Here is a 25,921-nt window from a genome sequence, read left to right as displayed (position 1 = left end):
TAAACGCTTATTGTCCTTATAAGGACGCTGAAGGCGCTTATACTTGTTGTAAATTTTTCACTTAAAAATATACATTTAGTACAAATGCCGAATGACCTTTCGTTAAAGAGGCAGAAATGGTAAACTTTCATTAGAAGAAAATATCCGCAATTTAAAAGTTCGGACCGTAAGGAGAACAAATGGCTAAACCTAAAACTAAATTTTTTTGCACTGATTGTGGATACGAATCGCCAAAATGGTTCGGTAAATGTCCCGGGTGCCAAGCTTGGAACTCCATGGTGGAGGAAACGGAAAGCGTAGTCAAAACACAGGGAATGAATGCCCCTATTTTTCATAGTAAAGAAAAAGCACAATCGATCATAAGTATAGAAAGTGACAAGGAACCGCGCATACTGACAGGTATAGGTGAGCTTAACCGTGTTCTCGGTGGGGGGATCGTGCCAGGATCGCTGGTATTAGTAGGGGGAGACCCAGGAATCGGTAAATCTACGCTCTTATTACAGACATCGCATGCTCTAACAACTCAGGGATTGCGAGTGCTGTACATCTCGGGCGAAGAATCGGTAAGGCAAACTAAGCTACGTGCGGATCGCCTCGGTGCGTTGTCAGCTGAGCTATATGTACTATGTGAGACGAATATGGAAAGCATAGAAGAAGCGATTGAACAAATTCAGCCGCAATTTCTTGTGATCGATTCGATTCAGACTGTATTTATGCCAGAAGTGACGAGTGCGCCAGGCAGTGTGACTCAGGTTCGGGAATGTACGACAAGATTTATGCGTATCGCTAAGATTCGGGGAATTGCAACAGTTCTCGTTGGGCATGTCACCAAGGAAGGCGCTATTGCAGGCCCACGGATGCTTGAACATATGGTGGATTGTGTGCTGTATTTTGAGGGAGAGCGGCATCATACGTATAGACTTCTGCGGGCTGTAAAGAATCGCTTCGGTTCAACGAATGAAATCGGCATTTTCGAAATGGGTGAAGTGGGCTTAACAGAAGTAGAAAATCCGTCTGAGCTCTTCTTGTCGGAACGTCCACTCGGTGTAGCCGGATCCACCGTCGTGGCCAGTATGGAAGGGACTAGACCGGTGCTTGTTGAGCTTCAGGCTCTTGTCGCTGCTACTCATTTCCCCTCCCCGCGCCGGGTGTGCACAGGTATGGATCATCAACGGATGGCACTCATCATCGCTGTACTGGAGAAGCGAATGGGCATGTTCCTACAGAATCAGGATGCATACCTTAACGTGGCTGGAGGAGTAAAGTTGGATGAACCTGCGATTGACTTAGCAGTAGCTATTAGTATCGCTTCCAGCTTTCGTGATATTTCAACAAAACCTTACGATGTTTTCTTCGGTGAAGTAGGACTTACAGGTGAAGTAAGAGGTGTTTCACGCGCGGAAATGCGTGTGAAGGAAGCCGCGAAGCTAGGCTTCCGGCGGGTGATTATGCCAGAGAAAAGTTTGAAGGGCTGGAAGCACCCGCAAGATATCCAGATTATAGGCGTCAGTACCGTAGCAGATGCACTATCGGTCGCGTTAGATTAGGGGGCACAGGGATTATGAAAGAATATAACCAATTAGAGAATATGAATGATCTGCTCAGACTGGCGGCACCGGGAACACCTTTTCGGGAAGGTCTGGAGAATGTGCTGCGCGCAAAGACGGGAGCACTAATCGTCGTTGGCTATAGTCCCGAGGTGATGGAAGTAGTAGACGGAGGATTCTCCATTAACTGCGATTTTTCGCCCAATTATTTATATGAGCTCGCCAAAATGGACGGTGCCATTATTCTTAGTGAAGACTTAAAGCGGATTTTGTATGCAAATACACAATTAATTCCGGATTCGTCTATTTCATCAATCGAGACAGGCATTCGTCACCGGACCGCCGAGCGTGTAGCGAAGCAAACAGGCAAACTGGTGGTTTCCATTTCACAGCGCCGTAATATCATTACTCTGTATCAAGGCTCCATTCGATACGCACTAAAAGAAATCGGAGCTATTTTGGCTAAAGCTAATCAAGCGATTCAGACCCTCGAAAAGTACAAAGCGGTTCTTACACAAGGACTGACGAATTTGTCTGCTTCAGAGTATGAGGGAATCGTAACCGTGGCCGAAGTGGTCGGCGTGATTCAGCGGGTAGAGATGGTTCTACGCATAAAAATGGAGATCAAACGATATATAAATGAATTAGGCAACGAAGGACGCTTAATCAGCATGCAGATGGAAGAACTGGTTGGAAATACAGAGGAAGAAGCATGGCTCCTATACAGAGACTATGCTAAGGAAGAGCAAGAAGATAAAATTCGTGAAATTATTGCCGGTCTCAAACGTATTAGTGATGATGACCTAATGGATGATAACCATATTGCTCGATTGCTGGGCTACTCTTCAACGGCAATTTCATCCGAAGAAGTGGTTACACCACGTGGGTATCGTCTGCTTAACAAAATTCCGCGGCTTCCAAATGTGATCATTCATAATCTGGTGGAGCGGTTTGAAATGCTGCCTAATTTGATGTCTGCAAGCATAGCCGAACTGGATGAAGTGGACGGAATTGGGGAGGTGCGAGCTCGTAATATTCAGGATGGGCTCAAACGTTTACAGAAGCAAGTTCTTATTGACAGGCAAATGTAAATAACATACAATCACGTAATATTGGAGCTATTTAAGGCCAATGTGAGAAAATTGAGGTGAAGAAATGATACAAAAATCAATTCCGAGTCTTTTTACCATAGGTAACTTGATGCTCGGAATGTTTGGTATCATGATGGCGTTTGACGGTAAAGTTAGCATGGCCGCTATCATGGTTATTATTGCTATGCTGTTAGACGGATTGGATGGCCGAGTTGCTCGTGCACTTAAATGTGAGAGTGAATTTGGTAAGGAACTGGACTCTTTGTCTGATGTCGTTTCCTTTGGAGTAGCGCCGGCTGTTATTATGTACGTTTCAAGCCTGCATGATTTGAATTCTGCATTAGCCTGGACAGTAACTGCAATTTTCCCGGTGTTTGGGGCATTGCGCCTTGCTCGCTTTAATGTTCAACCAGGGGTTCCTGGTTATTTCATCGGTTTGCCAATTCCTGCTGCTGGTGGTGTACTTGCCACATTAGCTCTTTTTAATAAAGATGTTTCCGCTCCGTTTATGATCGTGGCTACACTGCTCTTATCGTATTTGATGGTCAGCACTGTTAAATATCCTAATTTTAAGAAGGTCGGCTTGCCTAAAAAAGTGGTTGTCGGTGCGCCAGTAGTCATTATTGTTGCTGTGGCAGTTGCCGTTGTATTCCCAGAGGAAATTGCTAAGCTAATCTTCGTCTTACTGGGGATTTACGCGTTATATGGTTTTAAACAAAACATCGATCGATTGACAGCAAGACGCCGTCACCGTCGTAGAAGACGTTCCGAAGATAAAGTGTATCACTCAAAGAACGGTTAAAGCATTCACTCGTAGTAAGGATAAATTCATACATTTATTACTAAAGGCTTTGTCTTCCCTAGGGATGGCAGAGCCTTTTTGCAATTACAGCGCTACTCCAAGTTTATCGTCTTGAAAATTGGAACATACTGGTGAGGTATAGATCATTCAAGGATGAATAAAAAGGAGGTGCGTTAGGTTATGTGGAAAAAAGTGATATTGTCTTTTGCTTTAATATGTGGAGCTTGGTCTGGTTTTTCGCTATACCATGCGCTTGAAAGAGGATTCCCCAAGGGGATGGAAAAGCTGAGTGAAAGTTTACCTGTAGAGGGAAGCATTTTATTTACGGTGCTGGGTGCCATTATTTTTTTGTTTGCGGGGTCTTTATGCGCGGAATGGGGAGGTTCAAAACTGCGGGAGGCGGTTCTGTACTGTTCGCGTATACCAATGAATGAATTGGCTGCAGGTGCAGCTGGGCTTACAGGGGGGCTTCTGCTGTCTCTTCTGTTATATCCTGCGATGATTTGGCTTGGAAAAGCAGGACAGCTGCTCCAGGTACCCGTTACGTTAGCTTTTGGATATATGGGGCTGCGGATCGGACTGGAGAAAAAAGAGGAACTAGCTGCACTTTGGACAACTGGACGATGGGGACAAGCGGCTGAGCCGGAAGGTCGTGGGCTGGAGGAGCATAAAATCCTCGATACTAGCGTGATTATTGATGGACGGATTGCTGACATTTGTAAAACTGGTTTTATTGAAGGAACGATTGTTATTCCGGAATTTGTACTTGAGGAGCTCCAGCATATTGCAGATTCTTCCGATCTACTGAAACGGAATCGCGGACGGCGGGGACTTGATATTCTCAATAAGATTCAAAAAGAGCTTGATGTGAAGGTGTTAATCTATGAGGGGGATTTTGAAGAAATCTCTGAGGTGGATAGTAAGCTGGTGAAGTTAGCGAAGGTACTGCGAGGTAAAGTAGTTACTAATGACTTCAACTTGAATAAGGTATGCGAATTGCAGGGAGTCTCAGTTCTGAACATTAATGATCTTGCGAATGCCGTAAAGCCCGTAGTGTTGCCCGGTGAGGAAATCGTGGTTCAGGTCATTAAGGATGGCAAAGAGCATGGACAAGGCGTAGCCTATTTAGATGATGGAACGATGATCGTTGTGGAAGGCGGACGTGAATATATCGGGACTACGATGGAGGTACTTGTCACTAGTGTGCTTCAAACTTCAGCTGGACGGATGATATTTGCGAAGCCAAAGCTCTTGGAAAAAGCACAATAAGTAAAGATAAAGTGCATGGCAACTGTCCTATGGGTTGGAAATGCCCGCCAAACACGTTATGATGGGAATATACGTGAAAGACAGGAGCCTGAGTAATGTCAAACAGTGTGGGCGTCGTCATTGTGGCGGCAGGCAGAGGAACGCGAATGGGGACTGTAGAGAGCAAGCAATATCTGTTATTGCAGGGTAAACCAATTATCGTTCATACGCTGGAAGTATTTCAGCAGCACGAATTGATTTCCGAAATCGTGCTTGTAACCGGTAAGGAAGATATTGAACGCTGCCGGGAATGGATACAGCTCTATAAGCTGGACAAGGTTAAGGCTATCGTGCCTGGTGGATCTGAGCGTCAGCATTCTGTACATAAAGGATTGTTGAAACTTACGACACAGTGGGTAATGGTGCATGATGGGGTTCGCCCGTTTGTACAGCCGATTGAAATTGAGGCATGTTACAAGCGAGCGAAGCAGATCGGTGCTTCAGTTCTTGCTGTACCAGTCAAAGATACGATCAAACAGGTAGATAACGAAGGCAAAGTACTTTCTACGCCGGATCGGCGAAGTCTGTGGGCGATTCAAACCCCGCAGACTTTTCGTCTTTCTGAATTGCTGGATGCTTATGAGGTAGCGGAGCGGGATGGTTTTTTAGGTACAGATGATTCCAGTTTAGCGGAACGTGCCGGCATTCCGGTTTCTGTGGTAGAGGGAAGCTACAGAAATATTAAGATTACGACGCCTGATGATTTAGATTTTGCAGAATTCACAGAAAGAAACAGGGGAGAGGGACAATCATGATCGCTGTAGGACAAGGATTTGATGTACATCAACTGGTAGAGGGAAGGCCTTGTATTATTGGAGGAGTTACGATTCCATATGAAAAAGGACTATTGGGACATTCCGATGCAGATGTGCTGCTGCACGCAGTAAGTGACGCTATTCTAGGCGCGCTTGGACTAGGTGATATTGGCAGACATTTTCCGGACACAGATCCGGCGTTTAAGGACGCGGATAGCTTGAAATTATTAGAACAAGTATGGGCGCTTGCTAGCGAGCGTGGTTATAAGCTTGGAAATATCGATTCAACGATTATTGCCCAGAAACCAAAGATGGCGCCTTACATTCCTCAAATGACGGAGATCATTGCTCGTGCGCTTCATGCAGACCCGTCCAAGGTGAATGTTAAAGCCACCACTACCGAGCAGCTTGGTTTTGCCGGTCGTGGCGAAGGAATCGCCGCACAATCTATTGTCTGTCTACTCCAAGATGTGATATCATCTTGAGATGGTCTAAGTAGTAAATTCTAAGTTTTAACCATATGAAGCGGAGGGAATATAATGACGGATCAAGTCCGGGTGCGTTACGCACCGAGCCCTACGGGACATTTACATATAGGTAACGCCAGAACGGCGCTGTTTAACTATCTGTTCGCCCGTAATAAAGGCGGTAAATTCATTATCAGAATTGAAGATACAGACGTGAAGCGCAATGTCGCAGGCGGCGAAGAGAGCCAGCTTAAATATTTGAAATGGCTAGGTATGGATTGGGATGAGAGCGTTGATGTTGGCGGAGAGTATGGACCTTACCGCCAGACTGAACGTCTGGATCTTTATCGCGTATATTGGCAGGATTTGCTGGATAGAGGTTTGGCTTACCGTTGCTATTGCACAGAGGAAGAACTGGAAGCGGAACGTGAAGAACAGACTGCTCGTGGAGAAACTCCTCGTTATTCCGGTAAACACCGTGATTTGACGGAAGAGCAACGCCTTGCTTTTGAAGCTGAAGGACGGGTGGCTAGTATTCGCTTCCGCGTACCAGAAGATCGTACGTATGCGTTCGATGATATCGTAAAGGGCAACATTTCTTTTGACACGAAGGAAATGGGTGACTTTGTTATTGTAAAGAAGGACGGAATTCCGACCTACAACTTTGCGGTAGCTGTTGATGATCATCTGATGGCTATTACCCATGTATTGCGTGGAGAAGATCATATTTCCAATACCCCGCGTCAACTTATGATCTTTGAAGCACTTGGCTGGGAACCGCCTTTGTTTGGTCATATGACCCTTATTGTTGGCGACAACCACAAGAAGCTCAGCAAGCGGGATGAATCCGTTATTCAATTTATCGAGCAGTATGACGAATTGGGTTATTTGCCTGAAGCTTTGGTTAATTTCATTTCTCTCCTGGGCTGGTCGCCAGAAGGTGAAGAAGAAATTTTCAGTAAAGAAGAACTTATTTCTATTTTTGATGCGGACCGATTGTCCAAAAGTCCGGCTGTATTCGATAAGAATAAGCTGGCGCATCTAAATAATCACTATATTAAGCATGCTGATCCTAAACGGATCTCGGCATTAGCGATTCCACATCTACAAAAAGCGGGGAAAATACCGGCTGAGCTGAATGATGAGCAGCAGGCATGGGCAGAAAGCCTAGTAGCACTGTATCAAGAGCAGATGACCTCTGCCTCCGATATCGTAGAGCTATCTGAACTATTCTTCCGTAGCCATCTGGAGTTAGAAACAGAAGCGGCGCAAGTTCTAGCTGAAAGCCAAGTGCCTGAGGTCTTGTCTGCTTTCCTGGCTAAGGTTGAAGCCTGTCAGGATTTCAGTGCTAGTAATATGGCTGTACTGATCAAGGAAGTGCAGAAAGAAACAGGTCACAAGGGTAAAGCGTTATTTATGCCGATTCGCGTAGCTCTGACCGGACAAACACACGGACGTGATCTCAATATAACGATTGCTTTGCTCGGCCAAAACCGAGTTATCGAACGTTTGAAATCACAAATTAAGGGAGCTTAAAGCAGGATTACTTATCACTAAGCCTCTTGTCAGTCCCTTAGCTTTTGCGCTAAGATAGTACCATATGATAATAGCTGTGATCAGGAGAAGTACGTCCATTAAGGCAATTACCAGAGAGAATAACCGTGAAAGGGATACCTTTCGGGCTGGGAGTTATTCATTTGTCCGGGGCAGAACATGCGCCTGTGAGCTGCACGGTTGAACGATCCTTAAGGTTCGTTAGATCGTGCCGGGTACATCGCCGTTAATGATGCCAAGTGGAACGAAGGAACTCTGCCGATGGTAACAACGCAGACTGTTTGATTCGTTCAAGCAGAGTGGAACCGCGGTTAAACGTCTCTGCAGCTTTATGCTGCAGGGGCTTTTTTTGTTTCGAGGTATCTTTTTTTATATAACAAACCAAGCAAACACCCACAGCATATGTATGATAAGAATGATGAATGGGAGACAATACCTCCCTTGTGTACCTGTAAACAGGAGATGGGGGAGTCAAGAAGAGAGGAACCGTGATGTTTAAGCATATTAAGTCGGACATTCGGGCGGTATTCGATAACGATCCCGCTGCCCGCAGCTGGTTCGAGGTTGTCTTCACATATGCAGGGTTGCACGCCATTTGGGGTCATCGAATTGCTCATTCTTTTTTCAAACGCCGCTGGTATACAATGGCCCGTTTGGTCTCACAGTTTAGTAGATTTATGACCGGTGTTGAGATCCATCCCGGAGCCGTCATCGGAAATAGGCTGTTTATCGACCATGGTATGGGGATTGTTATTGGAGAAACCTGTGAAATCGGTGATGATGTTATTATCTATCAAGGGGTTACACTCGGGGGAACAGGGAAAGAAAAAGGTAAACGTCATCCCACAGTTGGCAACAATGTAGTTATTGGTTCTGGTGCGAAGGTATTAGGATCGTTTCGTATCGGCGACAATTCAAATATAGGTTCTAATGCAGTTGTGTTGCGTGAAGTGCCAAATAACAGTACGGTAGTAGGGAACCCGGGCCGTGTAGTAAAACGAAACGGTGAACGTGTATCCGATCGTTTGGATCATACCAAGATGCCAGACCCGCTTGTAGATTCACTTCGTTTTTTGCAAAAAGAAATCGAAGAGATCAGAGAGAAGCTTGGCGAAGAAGATAAGCAAAAGACCGCACAAAGACTGGCTGAAACTCAGCAGTATATTGGTGATTACGAAATTTAAGCATATCCGGTACTAAGGAATCGGGACAACAGAAAGGGTTGGAATAGGATGGCTTTACAAATTTACAACACAATGACACGCAGCAAGGAGCAGTTTGTGCCCCAGGAATCGGGCAAAGTGAAAATGTACGTATGTGGTCCAACCGTTTATGGATATATGCATATCGGAAATGCTAGACCTATTATTGTCTTTGATATGGTCCGGAATTATTTGGAGCAACTTGGCAATGAGGTACGGTATGTTACGAATTTCACGGATGTAGATGATAAACTGATACGCAAAGCAGAGGAAATGAATACAACAGTAGCGGAGGTTGCGGAGATTTTTATCGCTGCCTATCTTGAGGATCTCGAAGGACTTGGAGTGAAGCCGGCGACATTGAATCCGCGGGTTACAGAAAGCATGGATCTGATCATTCAATTCATTAAAGACCTTGAGGAAAAAGGGTACGCATATGAGAGCGGCGGCGATGTATTCTATCGCACTTCCAAATTTGAAGACTATGGTAAGCTGTCTCGTCAGAATCTAGATGAATTACAGTTTGGTATTCGTGTAGAGGTTGATTCACGTAAAGAGAAGCCTGAGGATTTTGTACTATGGAAAGCGGCGAAGCCAGGTGAAGTGTATTGGGAAAGCCCTTGGGGGAATGGACGTCCAGGCTGGCATATTGAATGCTCGGCCATGGCAAGAGAGTTCTTAGGAGATACAATCGATATCCACGGTGGCGGACAAGATTTGCAGTTCCCGCATCATGAATGCGAATGCGCTCAGACAGAAGCTCTGACAGGTAAACCACTCTCTAATTACTGGATGCATAATGGATTTCTCAATATCGGGGACGAGAAAATGTCCAAATCCCTTGGTAATGGTTGGCTTGTAAAAGATATCCGTGGGCAATTTAAAGCGGGAACTATCCGCTACTTTATGCTCTCGACACATTACCGTAATCCTTTGAACTTTTCTGTTGATTCGTTGACTTCAGCCGAAAAGAGCGTAGAGCGTATCTCTCTAGCTGAGAGCAATGTTAAGCATCGTCTTGAGCTTGCTGCAGGAATTGCCCAAGGTGAAGTGAGCTTAGAGATTAACGATAAATTATCTGCTATAGTGGCCAATTTTCATGCTAAAATGCAGGATGACTTTAATACCCCTGATGCGATTACCGCTATGTTTGATTGGGTGAGTCTTGCAAACCATACCCTTGCGAATAGTGAAGCAGCCCCTGTTGATTTTGCTGCGTTGCTGCAAGCTTTTGGGGAAATGAATGCTGTGCTGCGTTTGACACCTGAGCATGAGGAAGAAGAGATCGCGAGTGAAGAAGTTGAACGATTGATCGCGGAGCGGGTTGAAGCGCGTAAGAATAAGAATTGGAGCCGGTCCGATGAGATTCGTGATGAATTAGGCCGCTTGGGCATATTGCTTGAGGATACTCCGCAAGGAATGCGGTGGCGGCGTAAATGAGTGAGGAACGCAAGTTTCAGAATGGGTGGTTTCCTTACGAGCCTTCCAAACCTGCGCGACTCCTCTCACCAATCGTACTTGCCTATGTAGGAGATGCTATTTACGAGGTGTCAGTTCGTCAGTATTTAGTATCTCTTCCGAATTTGCGCCCAAACCATTTGCATCGCTCTGCTACAGGACTTGTATCCGCTAAGGCGCAGAGTGCCATTCTTGGATTTTTGGAGCCGAATCTCACAGAAGAGGAAAAGGATGTCGCCCGTCAGGGGAGAAACGCTAAGTCGGGAAGTATTCCTAAGAATGCAGATGTGCTTGAATATCGTCATGCTACTGCTTTTGAGTGTCTGATTGGTTACTTATACTACACAGGTCAACAAGAGCGAATACAAGAAATTGTACAGCGTGGTATACAGTTTATGTTGAATCAGCCGTGATAAGGCTTTTGTGAAATAGAGAATAGGAGAAGTGGACATGGAAGAAGATTTGAAGACAGAAGAGGAAATATTAGCTGGGAAGCATTCAGTGCTTGAAGCACTTCGTGCGGGTCGTACTTTAAACAAAATATGGATCGCAGAAACGGCTCAGAAGCATCTGACTGCACCAATCGTCGCTGAAGCACGCAAAGCGGGGATTGTCATTCAACATGTGGACAAGCGTAAGCTGGATCAACTCGCTCCAGGAGTTCAACATCAAGGGGTAGTTGCTCAAGCGGCACCTTTTGCCTATGTCGAGGTAGATGATTTGCTTGCTGCAGCAGAAGCTAAAGGAGAGCCTGCATTCCTAATTTTGCTGGATGAGATCGAAGATCCACATAACCTGGGATCCATTCTGCGGACAGCAGATTGTACTGGAGTGCATGGAGTAATCGTACCTAAACGTCGTTCGGCTCAGATTACTGCTACCGTCTCCAAGACATCGGCGGGTGCCGTGGAATATGTTCCGGTTGCGCGGGTGACTAACCTAGGTCAGACCATTGATCGTCTGAAAGAGCAGGGAGTCTGGGTCGTAGGTACAGATGTGGATACAGATCAGAATCTGTTTGGATCCAATATTTTCACAGGACCGGTAGCTGTTGTAATCGGTAATGAGAATAAAGGGATGGGACGCCTGATTCGTGAGAAATGTGATGTATTACTTAAACTGCCGATGGCCGGAAAGATCAATTCATTAAATGCCTCTGTCGCCGCAGGAGTCATTATGTATGAAGTGGTACGCCTTCGGCAACAGCAGGGATAACTATGGCCGACTGGCGTGATGTGCTGCTTGTGGACGGATATAATATGATCGGTGGCTGGCCGGAACTTGCGGCACTGTCCCAGATTGGTATGCAGGAAGCACGCGACCGCTTGATGGATTTGCTGGCTGATTACCAGGCTTACTCAGGACGAAGGGTTATTGCTGTGTTTGATGCATACCGCGTTCCAGGATTGGGACGGTCATTTGTCCAAGGCAAAGTCCAGGTGTTTTTCACCAAGGAAAAAGAAACCGCAGACGAGTGCATCGAGCGACTGGTTGGGGAATTTAGCAACCGACGTCGCCAAATCTATGTTGCAACAAGTGACTTAGTGGAGCAGCATATTATTTTTGCTCAAGGTGCACTGCGGATTTCTGCAAGAGAATTACATCTAGAGATTGAAGAGAATCAGAAACAAGTGAAAAAGGCTATCGAACCGGGAAGTATCAGTTCTACACGTCATTCTTTAGGAGACAAACTGCCACCTGATGTGCGGAGTAAACTGGAAAATTGGCGTAGACAGTGACAGTTGGGAAGATTTAGGTAATATTTTTATTCCATTATATGCTATTCCAGATTGTTTTTGGACAAATCCGGTTGACGGTGTAAGGTAACATAATATATACTGATCCTATATTTCGCGAAGTAACGATGTGTCTTGCGTTGCAGCCGGGGGGATTCTTGGTGAGTGTCGACCTCAAGGAAATAATGCTGTCTGAGTATGATTTCATAAGTGATGAAGATATTGTCGAGGCTTTCCGTGGTGGCGACAGTGGCGCATTGGAACACTTAATTAATAAATACCGTAATTTTGTACGTGCTAAAGCCCGCTCTTATTTCTTGATCGGGGCAGACCGTGAAGATATTGTTCAAGAAGGAATGATAGGTCTATATAAGGCTATTCGTGACTTTAAAGGTGACAAGCTCTCTTCATTTAAGGCTTTTGCTGAGCTCTGCATTACACGTCAAATTATAACCGCTATTAAGACGGCCACTCGTCAGAAGCATATTCCGCTCAATTCTTATGTTTCTTTGGACAAGCCCATTTATGATGAAGATTCTGACCGAACGCTTATGGATGTCATTTGTGGAACTCAGGTTCTAGATCCAGAAGAACTAATTATTAATCAAGAAGAATTCATTGGACTTGAAGATAAGATGGCAGAGATTTTAAGTGACCTAGAGCGTAAGGTTCTAATGTTGTACTTAGACGGAAGGTCTTATCAGGAAATTGCTGAAGATCTAAAGAGGCATGTGAAATCTATTGACAACGCTTTACAACGTGTAAAGCGGAAATTAGAAAGATATCTAGAAGTGCGCGACAATTAATGATATAATGAACACAAGAGGGCTCGTACATCGAGTTCTTTTTTTTAGTCTCATGAAATTGCTCGGATAGAATTAGGGTATAATACCATAAATTCCTATTTGAGTCGATTTTAGTCGTTGCCGTTGAGGGTAGGTTTATACACAGTCGGAATACCCCATAATGATAAGGAAGACAGCGAAGTGTGAGGAAGAGATAGACCCAAAGACAGGGTACGGCCATATGACTATAACACCCGAAATTACCCAGTGCAGAACGGAATTCTTTCGTTGACACAGACCTTGACATTATGCTAAAGTGTTTTAGGTAGGCCTAAATTCGCGGCTTTTTTTAGGATCAATATTTACGTCTTCTAATTGTATAGTTAGAAGGACGTCTCGGGAGGTGCACATCATGCGGGTAATTATCACTTTGGCTTGTACAAGTTGCAAACAAAGAAACTATGCGACTACCAAAAACAAGCGAAATCACCCCGACCGCATGGAGATGAAGAAATTTTGCAAGTATTGTAACTCGCAAACTCCTCATCGCGAAACCAGATAGTCTGTGGAGGTGTAGTCGGCATGAAACGTAGTTTCAAGTCTATGTTTTCCTTTTTCACTGAGAGCTGGAGTGAACTCAAAAAGGTTCGCTGGCCAAGTCGTAAAGAATTGACCAACTATACATTGATCGTTCTCGGTACAATTGTAGTTGTCGCTATTTACTTCTGGGTTCTGGACATCGGTATTTCCGCTGTGATTGAAGCGATTATTTAGAGAGGTCCCAGGTGGCTTGATATGGAAAAAAGATGGTATGTCGTTCATACCTATTCTGGGTATGAGAATAAGGTCAAAGCCAATTTGGAAAAGCGCGTTGAGTCCATGGGCATGGAAGACAAAATATTCCGCGTTCTTGTTCCTATGGAAGAAGAAATCGTAAACAAAGACGGTAAGAAAAAAACCGTCATGCGTAAAGTTTACCCGGGTTATGTTTTGGTGGAAATGGTTCAGACTGATGATTCCTGGTATGTTGTCCGCAATACTCCGGGCGTTACTGGATTTGTTGGTTCGACAGGCTCAGGGTCTAAACCGACAGCTTTGCTTCCGGAAGAGGTAGAACAAATTCTGAAGCATATGGGCATGGTTGAACCTAAAGCGAAGATTGATTTCGAAATCAAGGAATCCGTACGTATTATGGTTGGTCCGTTTGCGAATTTTGTGGGTTCCGTGGAAGAAATTTTGGCTGACAAGAGCAAGATTAAAGTGCATGTTAACATGTTTGGACGGGAAACCCCGCTAGAGTTGGATTTCACTCAAGTGGAGAAAATATAACATAAGCTAAGGGTTTCTTGTGGGAGAGCGCTAATGGCGTTCGAAGACCACTATTTTTGCAAGGAGGTGTCACTCATGGCTAAAAAAGTTATTAAAATGGTGAAACTGCAGATTCCTGCAGGGAAAGCGAATCCAGCGCCTCCAGTAGGTCCGGCGTTAGGTCAAGCAGGTGTCAACATCATGGCATTCTGTAAGGAATTTAATGCTCGTACTGCCGACCAGGCTGGCTTGATCATTCCGGTTGAAATTACAGTATTTGAAGACCGTTCCTTTACGTTCATCACTAAAACTCCTCCGGCTGCTGTTCTGCTTCGCATCGCTGCTAAAGTAGAAAAAGGATCCGGCGAACCAAACAAGAAAAAAGTAGCAAAAATCGGCCGCGCAGCGGTTCGTGAAATTGCTGAAACAAAAATGCCCGACCTTAACGCTGCATCTGTAGAAGCTGCAATGCGTATGGTTGAAGGTACTGCTCGCAGTATGGGTATCACAATCGAAGACTAGTAGTTTTCGAAGAATCGGTCATTCGTGACCCGCAAGTATGTGGGAGGAATTTCCGCTAACACCACAAAGGAGGAACATTTTCATGGCTAAACATGGTAAGAAATACCAAGAAGCTGCTAAGCTGATCAACAGCGAAGCAACTTACGAGCCTTCAGAAGCTGTAGAGCTTGTGAAAAAGGCAGCGACTGCAAAATTCGACGAAACCGTTGAAGCAGCAGTTCGTCTGGGTGTAGACCCGCGTAAACAAGACCAAGCAGTTCGTGGTGTTGTTGTCCTGCCTCACGGCACTGGTAAAACACAACGCGTGCTTGTATTTGCAAAAGGTGAAAAAGCGAAAGAGGCAGAAGCTGCTGGCGCCGATTTTGTTGGTGATCAAGACATGATCAACAAAATTCAACAAGGCTGGTTTGAATTTGATGTCTGCGTAGCTACACCTGACATGATGAGTGAAGTCGGTAAACTAGGTCGTCTGCTTGGTGGTAAAGGTCTTATGCCTAACCCTAAAGCCGGCACAGTTACATTCGATGTTTCCAAGGCTGTGCAAGAAATCAAAGCCGGTAAAATCGAATACCGTCTCGACAAAGCAGGTCAAATTCACGCGCCAATCGGCAAAGTGTCCTTTGATGCTGCACAATTGAATGATAACCTTAAAGCTCTTATCGACGCTTTGAACCGTGCGAAACCAGCTGCTGCTAAAGGTGTATACCTTAAAGGCATCTCGATTTCTTCCACAATGGGTCCTAGCGCTCGTGTGAACACAACCGTCTTCAGATAAATAAGGGTTGACTCTTTGAGTCAATTTTGATAATCTATAACAGTTGTGAAACTTAAGGTATCAATCTTAACCTTGAATATGCTTACCGTAGACAGTAGGTGCCTTAGTGCTTAATTCCCTACCGAGGTGTTGTGATAGAAACAAGAAGTAACGAGCTCGCTCGTATAACTTTCGTTTTATCAAGCCTTCGTGATTCTGCGGAGGCTTTTCTAATGCCTGCGTAGGAGCGGTGATGCTTTCCTTGGAAAGGACGCCGACACATAAATTTTCAGGAGGTGTATACATTGGCAAATGCAAAAGTAATTCAAGCAAAACAGGATGCGGTTGACGTTGTTACTGCGAAACTGCAAAACAGTCTTTCGACTGTTGTAGCGGACTATCGTGGATTGAACGTTTCCCAAGTGACTGAACTGCGTAAGCAACTTCGTGAAGCTGGCGTTGAGTTTCAAGTCCTGAAGAACACATTGCTACGTCGCGCAACTGCTGCGGCTGAGTTGACTGAGTTGGATGAAGTTTTGACTGGTCCAACAGCTATCGCATTCAGCACAACTGATGCAGTAGCTCCAGCTAAAATTTTGAACGATTTCGCCAAGAAAAACGACGCTTTGAAATTGAAAGGCGGCGTAGTAGAAGGACGTGTCATCGACGCGGACCAACTGAAAGCACTGGCTGAGCTTCCATCCCGCGATGGTTTGCTGTCCATGCTGCTTAGCGTACTTCAAGCTCCAATGCGCAACTTCGCGCTTGCAGTTAAAGCTGTTGCTGAAAAAGAAGAACAAAGCGCGTAAGCCTTTGACTCTTGCAGCATAAATCATTACCACAAACAAATTTAAATTATAAATGGAGGTTCAATCATGAGTAAAGAAGCAATCTTGGAAGCAATTAAAGGCATGAGCGTATTGGAACTGAACGACCTGGTTAAAGCAATTGAAGAAGAATTCGGCGTAACTGCAGCAGCTCCAGTAGCAGCTGGCGGTGCGGTAGCAGCAGTTGCTGAAGAGCAATCCGAATTTGACGTAATTTTGACAGGCGCTGGCGCTTCCAAAATCAACGTTATCAAAATCGTTCGCGAAATCACAGGCCTTGGCTTGAAAGAAGCTAAAGACCTTGTAGACAACGCACCAAAAGCAATCAAAGAAAAAGTAAGCAAAGAAGAAGCCGAAGCTACTAAAGCAAAATTGGAAGAAGCAGGCGCAGCTGTAGAAGTGAAGTAATTCCTTCTATACTGAAAACCCCTTGAACTTGTTCAAGGGGTTTATTTTATAAATAGAGTTAGTAGGGTTTTGTAAATACAAACTATTAACATAAAGGAAAGGGAGGATAGAGATGTCGCAACATTATTATTCGCAGCAACCGGAAGTGCGTCATGACAGACGTACCATCGACACCGTTCTAAGAGGCAAAAGCTTTCGTTTTACGAGCGATGCGGGTGTTTTCTCTAAAGGAGATATCGATTACGGTAGCCGAGTTCTTATTGAAGCTATGATCATTCCGGACGGTTCGGCAGTGCTTGATGTGGGTTGCGGATATGGACCGATAGGCATAAGTGCAGCATACCTAGCCCCCAAAGGGCAAGTGACGATGATTGATATTAACAGTCGTGCGGTAGAACTTGCGCGTGAGAATGCTCAGCACAATGGAATCCGGAATGTTACGGTAATGGAAAGCGATGTACTCGGCGCATTGAATGAACAACAAAAGTTCGATGTGATTCTTACCAATCCTCCGATACGTGCAGGAAAAGCTGTAGTGCATCAGATTTTTGAAGAAGCTTATGATCATTTGAATGAGGGTGGCTTTCTGTGGATTGTTATTCAGAAGAAGCAGGGTGCTCCGTCAGCGGTAGCTAAACTTGAAAGCTTGTTCTCGAATGTGGAAGAAGTGGGGAAAGATAAAGGTTATCGTATTATTAAAGCTCAGAAATAAAAATCAATAGGTTATTGACATGTGATAGTGATAATGGTATTATTATAAAATGTCAGTATTAAGATAGGCTCCATGTCTTTAGTTTGCTGAAAATGTCAAGCGATATATTGTCGCCGGCTAGCGCAAGCCGTACGGCAAGTTTTGTGCGAATTGGTTCTCTATGCTCTGGCGTAGCGAGTGTTACGCGGTAATAGATAATAGCGCATAAACTGTTGCTTGGTGACGTATAATATGTACGTTTTGGGCAAATCTACTGGATAAGGAGTATTTTGGTCATGGATAAGTGCGCTCTTTTTTCGAAGATTTCGATAAGGGCTTTTCTTTTATTTATGACTGAATCCTTGTAGTATGGTTCCATTATACGGTTCCAAACAAGGGTTCGCAATCAATTTTTAAGTGAGTAGACATGAGGGGTGAGTAAAGTTGGCAGGACATCTTGTTCAGTATGGTCGACGCACTCGGCGGAGCTATGCGAGAATTAACGAGGTACTCGAGGTCCCGAACCTGATCGAGATCCAACAAAAATCGTATGATTGGTTTTTGGAGGAAGGATTGCGGGAAATGTTTCAGGACATCTCGCCGATCCAGGATTTCACAGGTAATTTGGTACTAGAGTTCATTGATTACAGCCTGGGTGAACCAAAATATACGGTTGACGACGCTAAAGAGCGGGACGTGACGTATGCGGCTCCTCTGCGTGTAAAGGTGCGGCTCATTAATAAGGAGACCGGTGAGGTCAAAGAGCAGGAAGTGTTCATGGGAGATTTCCCGCTGATGACGGAGACCGGCACTTTTATTATTAACGGTGCGGAACGGGTTATTGTCAGCCAGTTGGTTCGCTCTCCAAGCGTCTATTTCAGCACAAAAGTGGATAAGAACGGCAAAAAAACCTACACCGCCACAGTAATCCCGAACCGCGGAGCCTGGTTGGAACTTGAGACCGACGCTAAGGATATTATGTATGTTCGCATCGATCGGACTCGTAAAATTCCTGTTACCGTACTTTTGCGTGCTCTCGGTTTCGGTAGTGATGCCGAAATTCTGGAATTGCTTGGCAATGATGAATATATTCGCAATACGCTGGATAAAGACAACACGGACTCCACGGAGAAGGCGCTTATTGAAATTTACGAGCGTTTGCGTCCGGGCGAACCGCCGACACTAGACAATGCCAAAAGTTTGCTGGTCGCGCGTTTCTTTGATCCAAAACGCTACGACCTAGCCAATGTAGGCCGTTACAAAATCAATAAAAAGCTACACATTAAGAACCGTCTTTTCAATCAACGTCTTGCTCAGCCTTTGGTTGACGAAGCTACAGGAGAAATCCTGGCAGAGTCCGGCCAAATGGTCGATCGCAGACTGCTTGATGAATTGATTCCATATTTCGAAAAGAATGTTGCCTTTAAAAACTACCGTGTTACTGGTGGGGTTATGGACAGCGAAGATATTCCTCTTCAGACGATTGACGTATTCTCGCCAATTGAAGAAGGTCGGGTTATTAAGCTGATCGCTAACGGCAACATCGACAAGTCAGTTAAGCACATTACTCAAGCTGATATTATATCCTCGATCAGCTACTTTATTAATTTGCTTCACGGAATTGGTAATACCGATGATATTGACCATTTGGGTAACCGTCGTCTGCGTTCTGTGGGTGAACTTCTTCAGAATCAGTTCCGTATCGGGTTGTCCCGTATGGAGCGCGTTGTGCGTGAAAGAATGTCGATTCAGGATGCTAATGCAATTACGCCTCAAGCTCTGATCAATATTCGTCCGGTTATCGCGTCCATTAAAGAGTTCTTCGGTAGCTCTCAGTTGTCTCAATTTATGGATCAGACGAACCCGCTTGCGGAACTTACGCATAAACGTCGTCTATCTGCACTCGGACCCGGTGGTTTGACACGTGAGCGCGCGGGCTTTGAAGTTCGTGACGTCCATCACAGTCACTACGGTCGGATGTGTCCAATTGAAACACCGGAAGGTCCGAACATTGGATTGATAAACTCCTTGTCTACCTTTGCTCGTATCAACGAATACGGCTTTATTGAAGCTCCATATCGTTGGGTAGATCCAAAGACAGGTAAGGTAACTGAACAAATCGATTATCTGACTGCTGATGAGGAAGATAATTATGTAGTTGCTCAGGCTAATGTATTGATCGACGAAGATGGCTCCTTTAAGGAAGACATGGTAATCGTTCGTTACAATAAAGACTCTGACAACATTACAACGATGCCAAGTAATCGTGTAGATTACATGGACGTTTCGCCTAAACAGGTCGTATCCGTCGCTACGGCGCTCATTCCGTTCCTTGAGAACGATGACTCCAACCGCGCACTGATGGGATCTAACATGCAGCGTCAAGCCGTTCCACTTCTAATTCCTAAAGCTCCGCTGGTCGGAACAGGGATGGAGCATAAATCCGCTAAGGATTCTGGCGTATGTGTTGTTTCTAAGTATGACGGTATTATCGAACGTTCTTCAGCTAATGAAATTTGGCTGCGCCGGGTTGAAACAGTCGAAGGCAAAGAAGTTAAAGGCGATATCGTTAAATATAAATTACACAAATTTATGCGTTCTAACCAAGGTACCTGTATTAACCAACGTCCTCTTGCTAAAAGAGGGGACATTGTTAAGAAAGGTGATATCCTGGCAGATGGTCCTTCCACAGAAATGGGCGAACTTGCTCTTGGCCGCAACGTAGTCGTTGCGTTCATGACTTGGGAAGGTTACAACTACGAGGATGCGATCCTGTTAAGTGAGAAACTAGTTAAGGAAGATGTATACACTTCGATCCATATCGAAGAATACGAATCTGAAGCTCGTGACACTAAACTGGGACCTGAAGAAATTACTCGTGATATTCCAAACGTGGGTGAAGAAGCTCTGCGCAATCTTGATGAGCGTGGAATCATCCGTATCGGTGCGGAAATCAGCGCTGGTGACATTCTGGTTGGTAAGGTTACTCCGAAGGGTGTAACTGAACTGACAGCAGAAGAACGTCTCCTGCACGCTATCTTTGGTGAGAAAGCTCGTGAAGTACGGGATACCTCTTTACGCGTTCCTCACGGTAGTGATGGTATTATCGTGGACGTTAAAGTATTTACACGTGAGAACGGTGATGAACTGCCTCCTGGTGTAAATCAATTGGTTCGTGTCTATATCGCTCAGAAACGTAAGATCTCTGAGGGTGACAAAATGGCCGGACGTCACGGTAACAAGGGTGTCGTTGCCCGTATCCTGCCAGAAGAAGATATGCCGTTCCTTCCGGACGGTACGCCAGTACAGGTTGTACTTAACCCTCTAGGCGTTCCTTCTCGTATGAACATCGGACAGGTGCTCGAGGTCCATATTGGTATGGCCGCATTGCGTCTGGGTATTCACATTGCAACGCCGGTATTTGACGGAGCGCGTGAGTACGACGTGTTTGATACGATGGAAGAAGCAGGTATGCAGCGTAATGGTAAGACTGTATTGTACGATGGTCGGACAGGTGAACGCTTCGAACGTGAAGTTACTGTCGGCGTCATGCATATGATCAAACTGGCGCACATGGTTGATGATAAGATTCACGCCCGTTCAACAGGTCCTTACTCACTAGTTACGCAACAGCCGCTGGGTGGTAAAGCTCAGTTTGGTGGACAGCGTTTCGGGGAGATGGAAGTGTGGGCGCTTGAAGCTTACGGTGCTGCATATACATTGCAAGAAATTTTGACCGTGAAATCCGATGACGTGGTTGGTCGCGTGAAAACGTACGAATCCATCGTCAAAGGTGAAAATGTACCGGAACCAGGTGTTCCTGAATCGTTCAAAGTATTGATCAAAGAACTGCAGTCCCTGGGTATGGATGTTAAGATTCTTAGCGGTGACGAGCAGGAAATTGAAATGAGAGAATTGGACGATGAGGACGAGACGTCAGGCGACAAGCTAAGCCTCAATTTAGAAGGCGCAGAAGTCGGAGTAGAATAATCACGCTAGGAGCTTTAGAGTTCCATTTTATAAAGGACCGCGCCCTCTTTTGATGTAACAGTCAGAGGAGGGCAAAGCGGTACTAAATCAGGATTAGGTTAAGGAGGGTTGCTCCTTGTTGGACGTTAACAATTTTGAATTTATGAAAATCGGACTCGCTTCTCCGGAGAAGATTCGTTCATGGTCCCGCGGAGAAGTTAAGAAACCGGAAACCATTAACTATCGTACATTGAAACCGGAAAAAGAGGGTCTTTTCTGCGAGCGTATCTTTGGACCGCAAAAAGACTGGGAATGTCATTGCGGTAAATACAAACGTGTCCGTTATAAGGGCGTAGTCTGCGACCGTTGTGGCGTTGAAGTTACTCGTGCTAAAGTTCGTCGTGAACGTATGGGTCACATTGAATTGGCTGCTCCGGTATCTCATATCTGGTACTTCAAAGGTATCCCAAGCCGTATGGGCTTGGCACTAGATATGTCTCCAAGATCTCTTGAAGAGATTATCTACTTCGCTTCTTATGTTGTAACTGATCCAGGTGAAACACCATTGGAAAAGAAACAACTTTTGTCCGAAAAAGAATATCGTAGCTACCGTGAAAAATACGGTTACGGTTTCCAAGCCGGCATGGGTGCTGAAGCTGTTAAGAAGCTTCTTCAAGACATCGACATTGAGAAAGAACTGGAATTCCTCAAAGAAGAACTGCGTACGGCTCAAGGCCAACGTCGTAACCGGGCGATCAAACGTCTGGAAGTTATTGAAGCATTCCGTAACTCAGGCAACAAACCTGATTGGATGATCATGGATGTACTACCGGTTATTCCTCCGGAACTTCGTCCGATGGTTCAATTGGATGGTGGCCGTTTTGCTACGTCTGATTTGAACGATCTGTATCGTCGTGTTATTAACCGGAACAACCGTCTGAAAAGACTGCTTGATCTTGGTGCTCCTGACATTATCGTGCAGAACGAGAAACGGATGCTACAGGAAGCTGTCGATGCTCTCATCGATAACGGCCGTAGAGGACGTCCTGTAACGGGTCCTGGTAACCGTCCACTTAAATCACTCAGCCATATGCTGAAGGGTAAACAAGGACGTTTCCGTCAGAACTTGCTCGGTAAACGGGTTGACTACTCTGGACGTTCCGTTATCGTTGTAGGACCGTACCTCAAGATGTATCAGTGCGGACTTCCTAAAAAAATGGCGCTAGAATTGTTCAAGCCTTTTGTCATGAAAGAATTGGTTAACAAGGGCCTAGCCCACAACATAAAGAGCGCAAAACGTAAAGTTGAGCGTGTAAGTCCTGAAGTATGGGATGTACTTGAAGAAGTAATCAGAGAGCACCCAGTACTTCTAAACCGCGCACCAACACTTCACCGTCTCGGTATTCAAGCTTTTGAACCGATTTTGGTGGAAGGTCATGCTATTCGTCTTCACCCACTCGTATGTACGGCTTACAACGCCGACTTTGACGGTGACCAAATGGCGGTGCACGTTCCTCTGTCAGCAGAAGCTCAAGCGGAAGCACGTATTCTTATGCTCGCATCCGGTAATATCTTGAACCCTAAAGACGGAAAACCAGTAGTAACACCTTCCCAGGATATGGTCCTTGGTACTTTCTACCTGACCATGGACAACAAGGAAGAAAAAGGATCAGGTATGATTCTGCGTACCGTAAATGAAGCTGTATCAGCTTACCAACGCGGAACTGCAGGTCTTCATGCTCGTGTAGCTATTCCAGTTAAAGCACTAGGTAAGACTTGCTTTACGGAAAAACAACAAGGTGCAATGTTGATTACTACGATCGGTAAGATTATCTTTAATGAAATTTACCCAAGTAGTTTCCCTTATATCAATGAAGCGACTAAGACTAACTTGCTGCATGGCACGCCAGAGAAATACTTTATCTATGAAAAAGGCGCAGATATTCGCGAGCTGATTGAATCCGCTCCTGAAGCCAGCGCTGTAGGTAAAGAATATCTGGGTCTGATTATCGCACGTTGTTTTGAAACTTATCATACAACCAAAACCTCTATGATTTTGGATAAAATTAAACAACTCGGCTTTACGTACTCCACACGTTCCGGTGTTACCGTTGCTGTGTCGGATGTTATCGTGCCTGAGGAGAAAGTTACGATCCTGAAAGAGTCCGAAGCTAAGGTAGATGTGGTTGCTAACCAATATCGCCGTGGTCTGATCACTAATGACGAACGGTACGACCGTGTTATTGAGATCTGGTCGAAGACGAAGGATGATCTTACGAACATCCTGCTTAAATCGATGGACCGTTTCAACTCTATCATGCTCATGGTTGACTCCAAAGCGCGGGGTAACAAATCGCAGATCACTCAGCTGGGTGGTATGCGTGGTCTGATGGCAACACCTTCGGGTCGGATTTTCGAATTACCAATTAAAGCGAACTTCCGTGAAGGTCTTACGGTCTTGGAGTACTTTATCTCCACTCACGGAGCGCGTAAAGGTCTTGCCGATACCGCACTTCGTACTGCTGACTCCGGTTACTTGACTCGTCGTCTCGTTGACGTAGCTCAGGACGTTATCGTCCGTGAGGAAGATTGTGGAACGGACAAAGGATTTACAGTTAGTCGAATTCAGGATGGTAAAGAGGTTATTGAGGATCTGTATGACCGTATTGAAGGTCGCTACTGCTTCGAAACTGTTCGTCATCCAGAAACAGGCGAAATCATTGTTCACCGCAACGATTTGATTGACTCCGATAAAGCGGAAGCAATCGTAGACGCTGGTGTAACTAAGCTACAAATCCGCTCTGTACTAAGCTGCCGTGCTCGTCATGGTGTTTGTAAGAAATGTTACGGTCGTAACTTGGCAACTGGTAAACACGTTGAGATCGGTGAAGCGGTTGGTATTATCGCTGCACAATCTATCGGTGAACCAGGAACCCAGCTTACCATGCGTACGTTCCATACCGGCGGTGTTGCCGGTGATGACATCACGCAAGGTTTGCCGCGTATTCAAGAGTTGTTTGAAGCCCGTAACCCTAAAGGTCAGGCTACAATCAGTGAGATCGATGGTGTAATCAAGGAAATCCGTGAAACTAAGGATCGTCGTGAAATCGAAGTTCAAGGTGAAGCAGAATCCAAGACTTATTCCATTACTTATGGATCACGTCTACGTGTCAGCGAAGGCCAAGAAATTGAAGCCGGCGATGAGTTGACAGACGGTTCGATTGACCCTAAAGAAATGCTGCGAATCAAAGGGATCCGTGGGGTACAAAACTACATTCTGCAAGAAGTTCAGCGTGTATATCGTAACCAGGGCGTTGAGATCAATGATAAGCACATTGAAGTTATGATCAAACAAATGCTTCGGAAGATCCGTATCATTGATGCAGGTGACACAAGTCTGTTACCAGGTGCGTTTGCGGATATTCATGAATATGAAGGTGCTAACAAGGAAGCCATCTTGTCTGGTAAAGAGCCTGCAGTTGCTAAACCAGTCTTGCTCGGTATAACCAAGGCGTCTCTTGAGACAGATTCCTTCTTGTCAGCAGCGTCTTTCCAAGAAACTACTCGCGTCTTAACAGATGCTGCTATCAAAGGTAAAGTAGATAAGTTGCTTGGACTCAAAGAAAATGTTATTATCGGTAAGTTGATTCCTGCCGGTACTGGTATGAATCGTTACCGTAATGTTAAACTAAGTGATCCAAATGCAGAAAGCGCGCTTGAATCTTTAGAGACGGTTCCTGCTGAATAAATTAGCAACCATGGTAGTGTACTCGTGTCATACCTATTCATAGGTTTGACACGAATATCTGCTGTGTACAATATTCATAAAAATTATTGCTGAATTTCTTGACACCATCTACTGATAATGCTAAAATGTCTAAGGTGCGTGAGTAGCCATGTTATCCTTGTTCATTGGAGGTAATGATTATGACTGATGATAGAGGACTACAGGATGCTCAGGTCAAGATCGGTACCAAACAAACCGTCAAGGCGGTAGAGTTGGGCCAAGCCGCAGAAGTCTATGTGGCAGAGGACGGAGATCAAAGGCTTACTTCCAGGATAGTTATGCTTTGTAACAAACAAGGTGTTAAGATCACATATGTGGATACGATGCTGAATTTGGGCAAGGCCTGCGGAATAGAAGTTGGCGCTGCGATGGCAGCCGTCTTAAAACAATAGCTACGGAAATGTTTTTGTACTGGAGTGAACTCCAGCGGCAAGAACTTTTCATTTGTCTTTTTATGAACCGCCTGGGTCTGTGGGCTTAGAGTTCTTAAATCGGCTATCATTTCAGGAAGGGGGTGGCAACAACATGCCAACAATTAACCAATTGGTTCGTAAAGGCCGTCAAGCCAAAATCGAAAAATCTAAATCTCCCGCTCTTCAAAAAGGGTATAACGCCCTCAAGCGTGAGGCTACAAATTTGAGCGCTCCGCAAAAACGCGGTGTGTGCACTCGTGTTGGTACAATGACTCCACGTAAACCAAACTCAGCGCTTCGTAAATATGCCCGTGTTCGTTTGACGAACCGTCTCGAGGTAACAGCTTATATCCCGGGTATCGGACATAACTTACAAGAGCACAGTGTTGTATTACTTCGCGGAGGTAAAGTAAAGGACCTTGCAGGGGTTCGTTACCATATCGTTCGTGGTGCATTGGATACAGCAGGTGTAGCTAACCGGATGCAAGCTCGTTCTAAGTACGGTGCTAAACGTCCTAAGGCTAAGAAATAAGAAAA

Annotated in this window: 25 protein-coding genes and 1 other annotated feature; all 25 genes read left to right on the top strand. The window is 45.1% G+C overall.

Annotation, left to right across the window (positions count from 1 at the left end; translation table 11 throughout):
• Window positions 1–179: 179 nt before the first annotated feature.
• The 25 genes from radA to rpsL all read left to right on the top strand — a co-directional run bounded on the left by radA (window position 180) and on the right by rpsL (window position 25,916).
• The gene (gene radA / locus NSU15_RS27960; protein ID WP_076121175.1) at window positions 180–1,547 is read left to right on the top strand and encodes a DNA repair protein RadA; all 1,368 of its coding nucleotides are present in this window, start codon (window positions 180–182) and stop codon (window positions 1,545–1,547) included.
• Between the two features lie 14 nt (window positions 1,548–1,561).
• The gene (disA, locus tag NSU15_RS27955; RefSeq protein WP_042131246.1) at window positions 1,562–2,638 is read left to right on the top strand and encodes a DNA integrity scanning diadenylate cyclase DisA; all 1,077 of its coding nucleotides are present in this window, start codon (window positions 1,562–1,564) and stop codon (window positions 2,636–2,638) included.
• A gap of 64 nt (window positions 2,639–2,702) precedes the next feature.
• The gene (pssA, locus tag NSU15_RS27950; protein ID WP_042131245.1) at window positions 2,703–3,440 is read left to right on the top strand and encodes a CDP-diacylglycerol--serine O-phosphatidyltransferase; all 738 of its coding nucleotides are present in this window, start codon (window positions 2,703–2,705) and stop codon (window positions 3,438–3,440) included.
• Between the two features lie 180 nt (window positions 3,441–3,620).
• Window positions 3,621–4,709 carry a PIN/TRAM domain-containing protein gene (locus NSU15_RS27945; RefSeq protein WP_042131244.1) on the top strand — a complete coding sequence of 363 codons (1,089 nt, stop codon included), beginning with the start codon at window positions 3,621–3,623 and terminating at the stop codon, window positions 4,707–4,709.
• 95 nt (window positions 4,710–4,804) lie between these two features.
• Window positions 4,805–5,503 (top strand): 2-C-methyl-D-erythritol 4-phosphate cytidylyltransferase, encoded by a 699-nt coding sequence (gene ispD / locus NSU15_RS27940; protein WP_339288296.1) that lies wholly within the window; start codon window positions 4,805–4,807, stop codon window positions 5,501–5,503.
• Window positions 5,500–5,988, top strand: coding sequence for a 2-C-methyl-D-erythritol 2,4-cyclodiphosphate synthase (gene ispF, locus NSU15_RS27935; RefSeq protein WP_042131242.1), 489 nt, complete (start codon window positions 5,500–5,502; stop codon window positions 5,986–5,988). The genes ispD and ispF overlap by 4 nt, the downstream gene beginning before the upstream one ends.
• 54 nt (window positions 5,989–6,042) lie before the next feature.
• Window positions 6,043–7,506 carry a glutamate--tRNA ligase gene (gene gltX, locus NSU15_RS27930; RefSeq protein ID WP_042131241.1) on the top strand — a complete coding sequence of 488 codons (1,464 nt, stop codon included), beginning with the start codon at window positions 6,043–6,045 and terminating at the stop codon, window positions 7,504–7,506.
• A 509-nt stretch (window positions 7,507–8,015) separates the two neighbouring features.
• Window positions 8,016–8,708: a serine O-acetyltransferase gene (gene cysE / locus NSU15_RS27925; RefSeq protein WP_042131240.1), complete on the top strand. Its 693-nt coding sequence runs from the start codon at window positions 8,016–8,018 to the stop codon at window positions 8,706–8,708.
• Between the two features lie 48 nt (window positions 8,709–8,756).
• Window positions 8,757–10,166 (top strand): cysteine--tRNA ligase, encoded by a 1,410-nt coding sequence (gene cysS / locus NSU15_RS27920; RefSeq protein ID WP_339288293.1) that lies wholly within the window; start codon window positions 8,757–8,759, stop codon window positions 10,164–10,166.
• Window positions 10,163–10,597: a Mini-ribonuclease 3 gene (locus NSU15_RS27915; protein ID WP_339288292.1), complete on the top strand. Its 435-nt coding sequence runs from the start codon at window positions 10,163–10,165 to the stop codon at window positions 10,595–10,597. Before cysS ends, NSU15_RS27915 begins: the two co-directional genes overlap by 4 nt.
• Window positions 10,598–10,634: 37 nt before the next feature.
• Window positions 10,635–11,399: a 23S rRNA (guanosine(2251)-2'-O)-methyltransferase RlmB gene (gene rlmB, locus NSU15_RS27910; RefSeq protein WP_042131237.1), complete on the top strand. Its 765-nt coding sequence runs from the start codon at window positions 10,635–10,637 to the stop codon at window positions 11,397–11,399.
• 2 nt (window positions 11,400–11,401) lie between these two features.
• Window positions 11,402–11,923, top strand: coding sequence for an NYN domain-containing protein (locus tag NSU15_RS27905; protein ID WP_076121171.1), 522 nt, complete (start codon window positions 11,402–11,404; stop codon window positions 11,921–11,923).
• A gap of 158 nt (window positions 11,924–12,081) precedes the next feature.
• Complete coding sequence (gene sigH / locus NSU15_RS27900) at window positions 12,082–12,726, top strand: RNA polymerase sporulation sigma factor SigH (RefSeq protein WP_036680496.1); 645 nt, start codon at window positions 12,082–12,084, stop codon at window positions 12,724–12,726.
• A gap of 391 nt (window positions 12,727–13,117) precedes the next feature.
• Complete coding sequence (rpmG, locus tag NSU15_RS27895) at window positions 13,118–13,267, top strand: 50S ribosomal protein L33 (RefSeq protein WP_076099620.1); 150 nt, start codon at window positions 13,118–13,120, stop codon at window positions 13,265–13,267.
• A 20-nt stretch (window positions 13,268–13,287) separates the two neighbouring features.
• Window positions 13,288–13,479: a preprotein translocase subunit SecE gene (gene secE / locus NSU15_RS27890; protein ID WP_036680497.1), complete on the top strand. Its 192-nt coding sequence runs from the start codon at window positions 13,288–13,290 to the stop codon at window positions 13,477–13,479.
• A gap of 21 nt (window positions 13,480–13,500) precedes the next feature.
• Window positions 13,501–14,034: a transcription termination/antitermination protein NusG gene (gene nusG / locus NSU15_RS27885; RefSeq protein WP_036680499.1), complete on the top strand. Its 534-nt coding sequence runs from the start codon at window positions 13,501–13,503 to the stop codon at window positions 14,032–14,034.
• 75 nt (window positions 14,035–14,109) lie between these two features.
• Window positions 14,110–14,535 carry a 50S ribosomal protein L11 gene (gene rplK, locus NSU15_RS27880; RefSeq protein WP_042131235.1) on the top strand — a complete coding sequence of 142 codons (426 nt, stop codon included), beginning with the start codon at window positions 14,110–14,112 and terminating at the stop codon, window positions 14,533–14,535.
• Between the two features lie 82 nt (window positions 14,536–14,617).
• Window positions 14,618–15,310: a 50S ribosomal protein L1 gene (gene rplA, locus NSU15_RS27875; RefSeq protein WP_036680504.1), complete on the top strand. Its 693-nt coding sequence runs from the start codon at window positions 14,618–14,620 to the stop codon at window positions 15,308–15,310.
• A 67-nt stretch (window positions 15,311–15,377) separates the two neighbouring features.
• Window positions 15,378–15,530: a sequence feature (ribosomal protein L10 leader region), on the top strand.
• Between the two features lie 64 nt (window positions 15,531–15,594).
• Window positions 15,595–16,098, top strand: coding sequence for a 50S ribosomal protein L10 (gene rplJ / locus NSU15_RS27870; RefSeq protein WP_042192187.1), 504 nt, complete (start codon window positions 15,595–15,597; stop codon window positions 16,096–16,098).
• Between the two features lie 66 nt (window positions 16,099–16,164).
• Window positions 16,165–16,524, top strand: coding sequence for a 50S ribosomal protein L7/L12 (rplL, locus tag NSU15_RS27865; RefSeq protein ID WP_042131233.1), 360 nt, complete (start codon window positions 16,165–16,167; stop codon window positions 16,522–16,524).
• A gap of 112 nt (window positions 16,525–16,636) precedes the next feature.
• Window positions 16,637–17,236: a class I SAM-dependent methyltransferase gene (locus NSU15_RS27860; RefSeq protein ID WP_042131232.1), complete on the top strand. Its 600-nt coding sequence runs from the start codon at window positions 16,637–16,639 to the stop codon at window positions 17,234–17,236.
• A gap of 423 nt (window positions 17,237–17,659) precedes the next feature.
• Window positions 17,660–21,205, top strand: coding sequence for a DNA-directed RNA polymerase subunit beta (gene rpoB, locus NSU15_RS27855; protein WP_042131231.1), 3,546 nt, complete (start codon window positions 17,660–17,662; stop codon window positions 21,203–21,205).
• A gap of 115 nt (window positions 21,206–21,320) precedes the next feature.
• Window positions 21,321–24,932 (top strand): DNA-directed RNA polymerase subunit beta', encoded by a 3,612-nt coding sequence (rpoC, locus tag NSU15_RS27850; RefSeq protein ID WP_339288290.1) that lies wholly within the window; start codon window positions 21,321–21,323, stop codon window positions 24,930–24,932.
• Between the two features lie 179 nt (window positions 24,933–25,111).
• Window positions 25,112–25,363 carry a ribosomal L7Ae/L30e/S12e/Gadd45 family protein gene (locus NSU15_RS27845; RefSeq protein ID WP_042131229.1) on the top strand — a complete coding sequence of 84 codons (252 nt, stop codon included), beginning with the start codon at window positions 25,112–25,114 and terminating at the stop codon, window positions 25,361–25,363.
• 133 nt (window positions 25,364–25,496) lie between these two features.
• Window positions 25,497–25,916, top strand: a complete 420-nt coding sequence (rpsL, locus tag NSU15_RS27840; RefSeq protein WP_036680518.1) for a 30S ribosomal protein S12 — start codon at window positions 25,497–25,499, stop codon at window positions 25,914–25,916.
• Window positions 25,917–25,921: the final 5 nt, after the last annotated feature.

It is taken from the genome of Paenibacillus sp. FSL E2-0201, assembly GCF_037963325.1.
Lineage (GTDB): Bacteria > Bacillota > Bacilli > Paenibacillales > Paenibacillaceae > Paenibacillus_AQ.
Note: the sequence above shows the minus strand (reverse complement) of the source record. Positions and strands in the feature narration are given on the sequence as shown.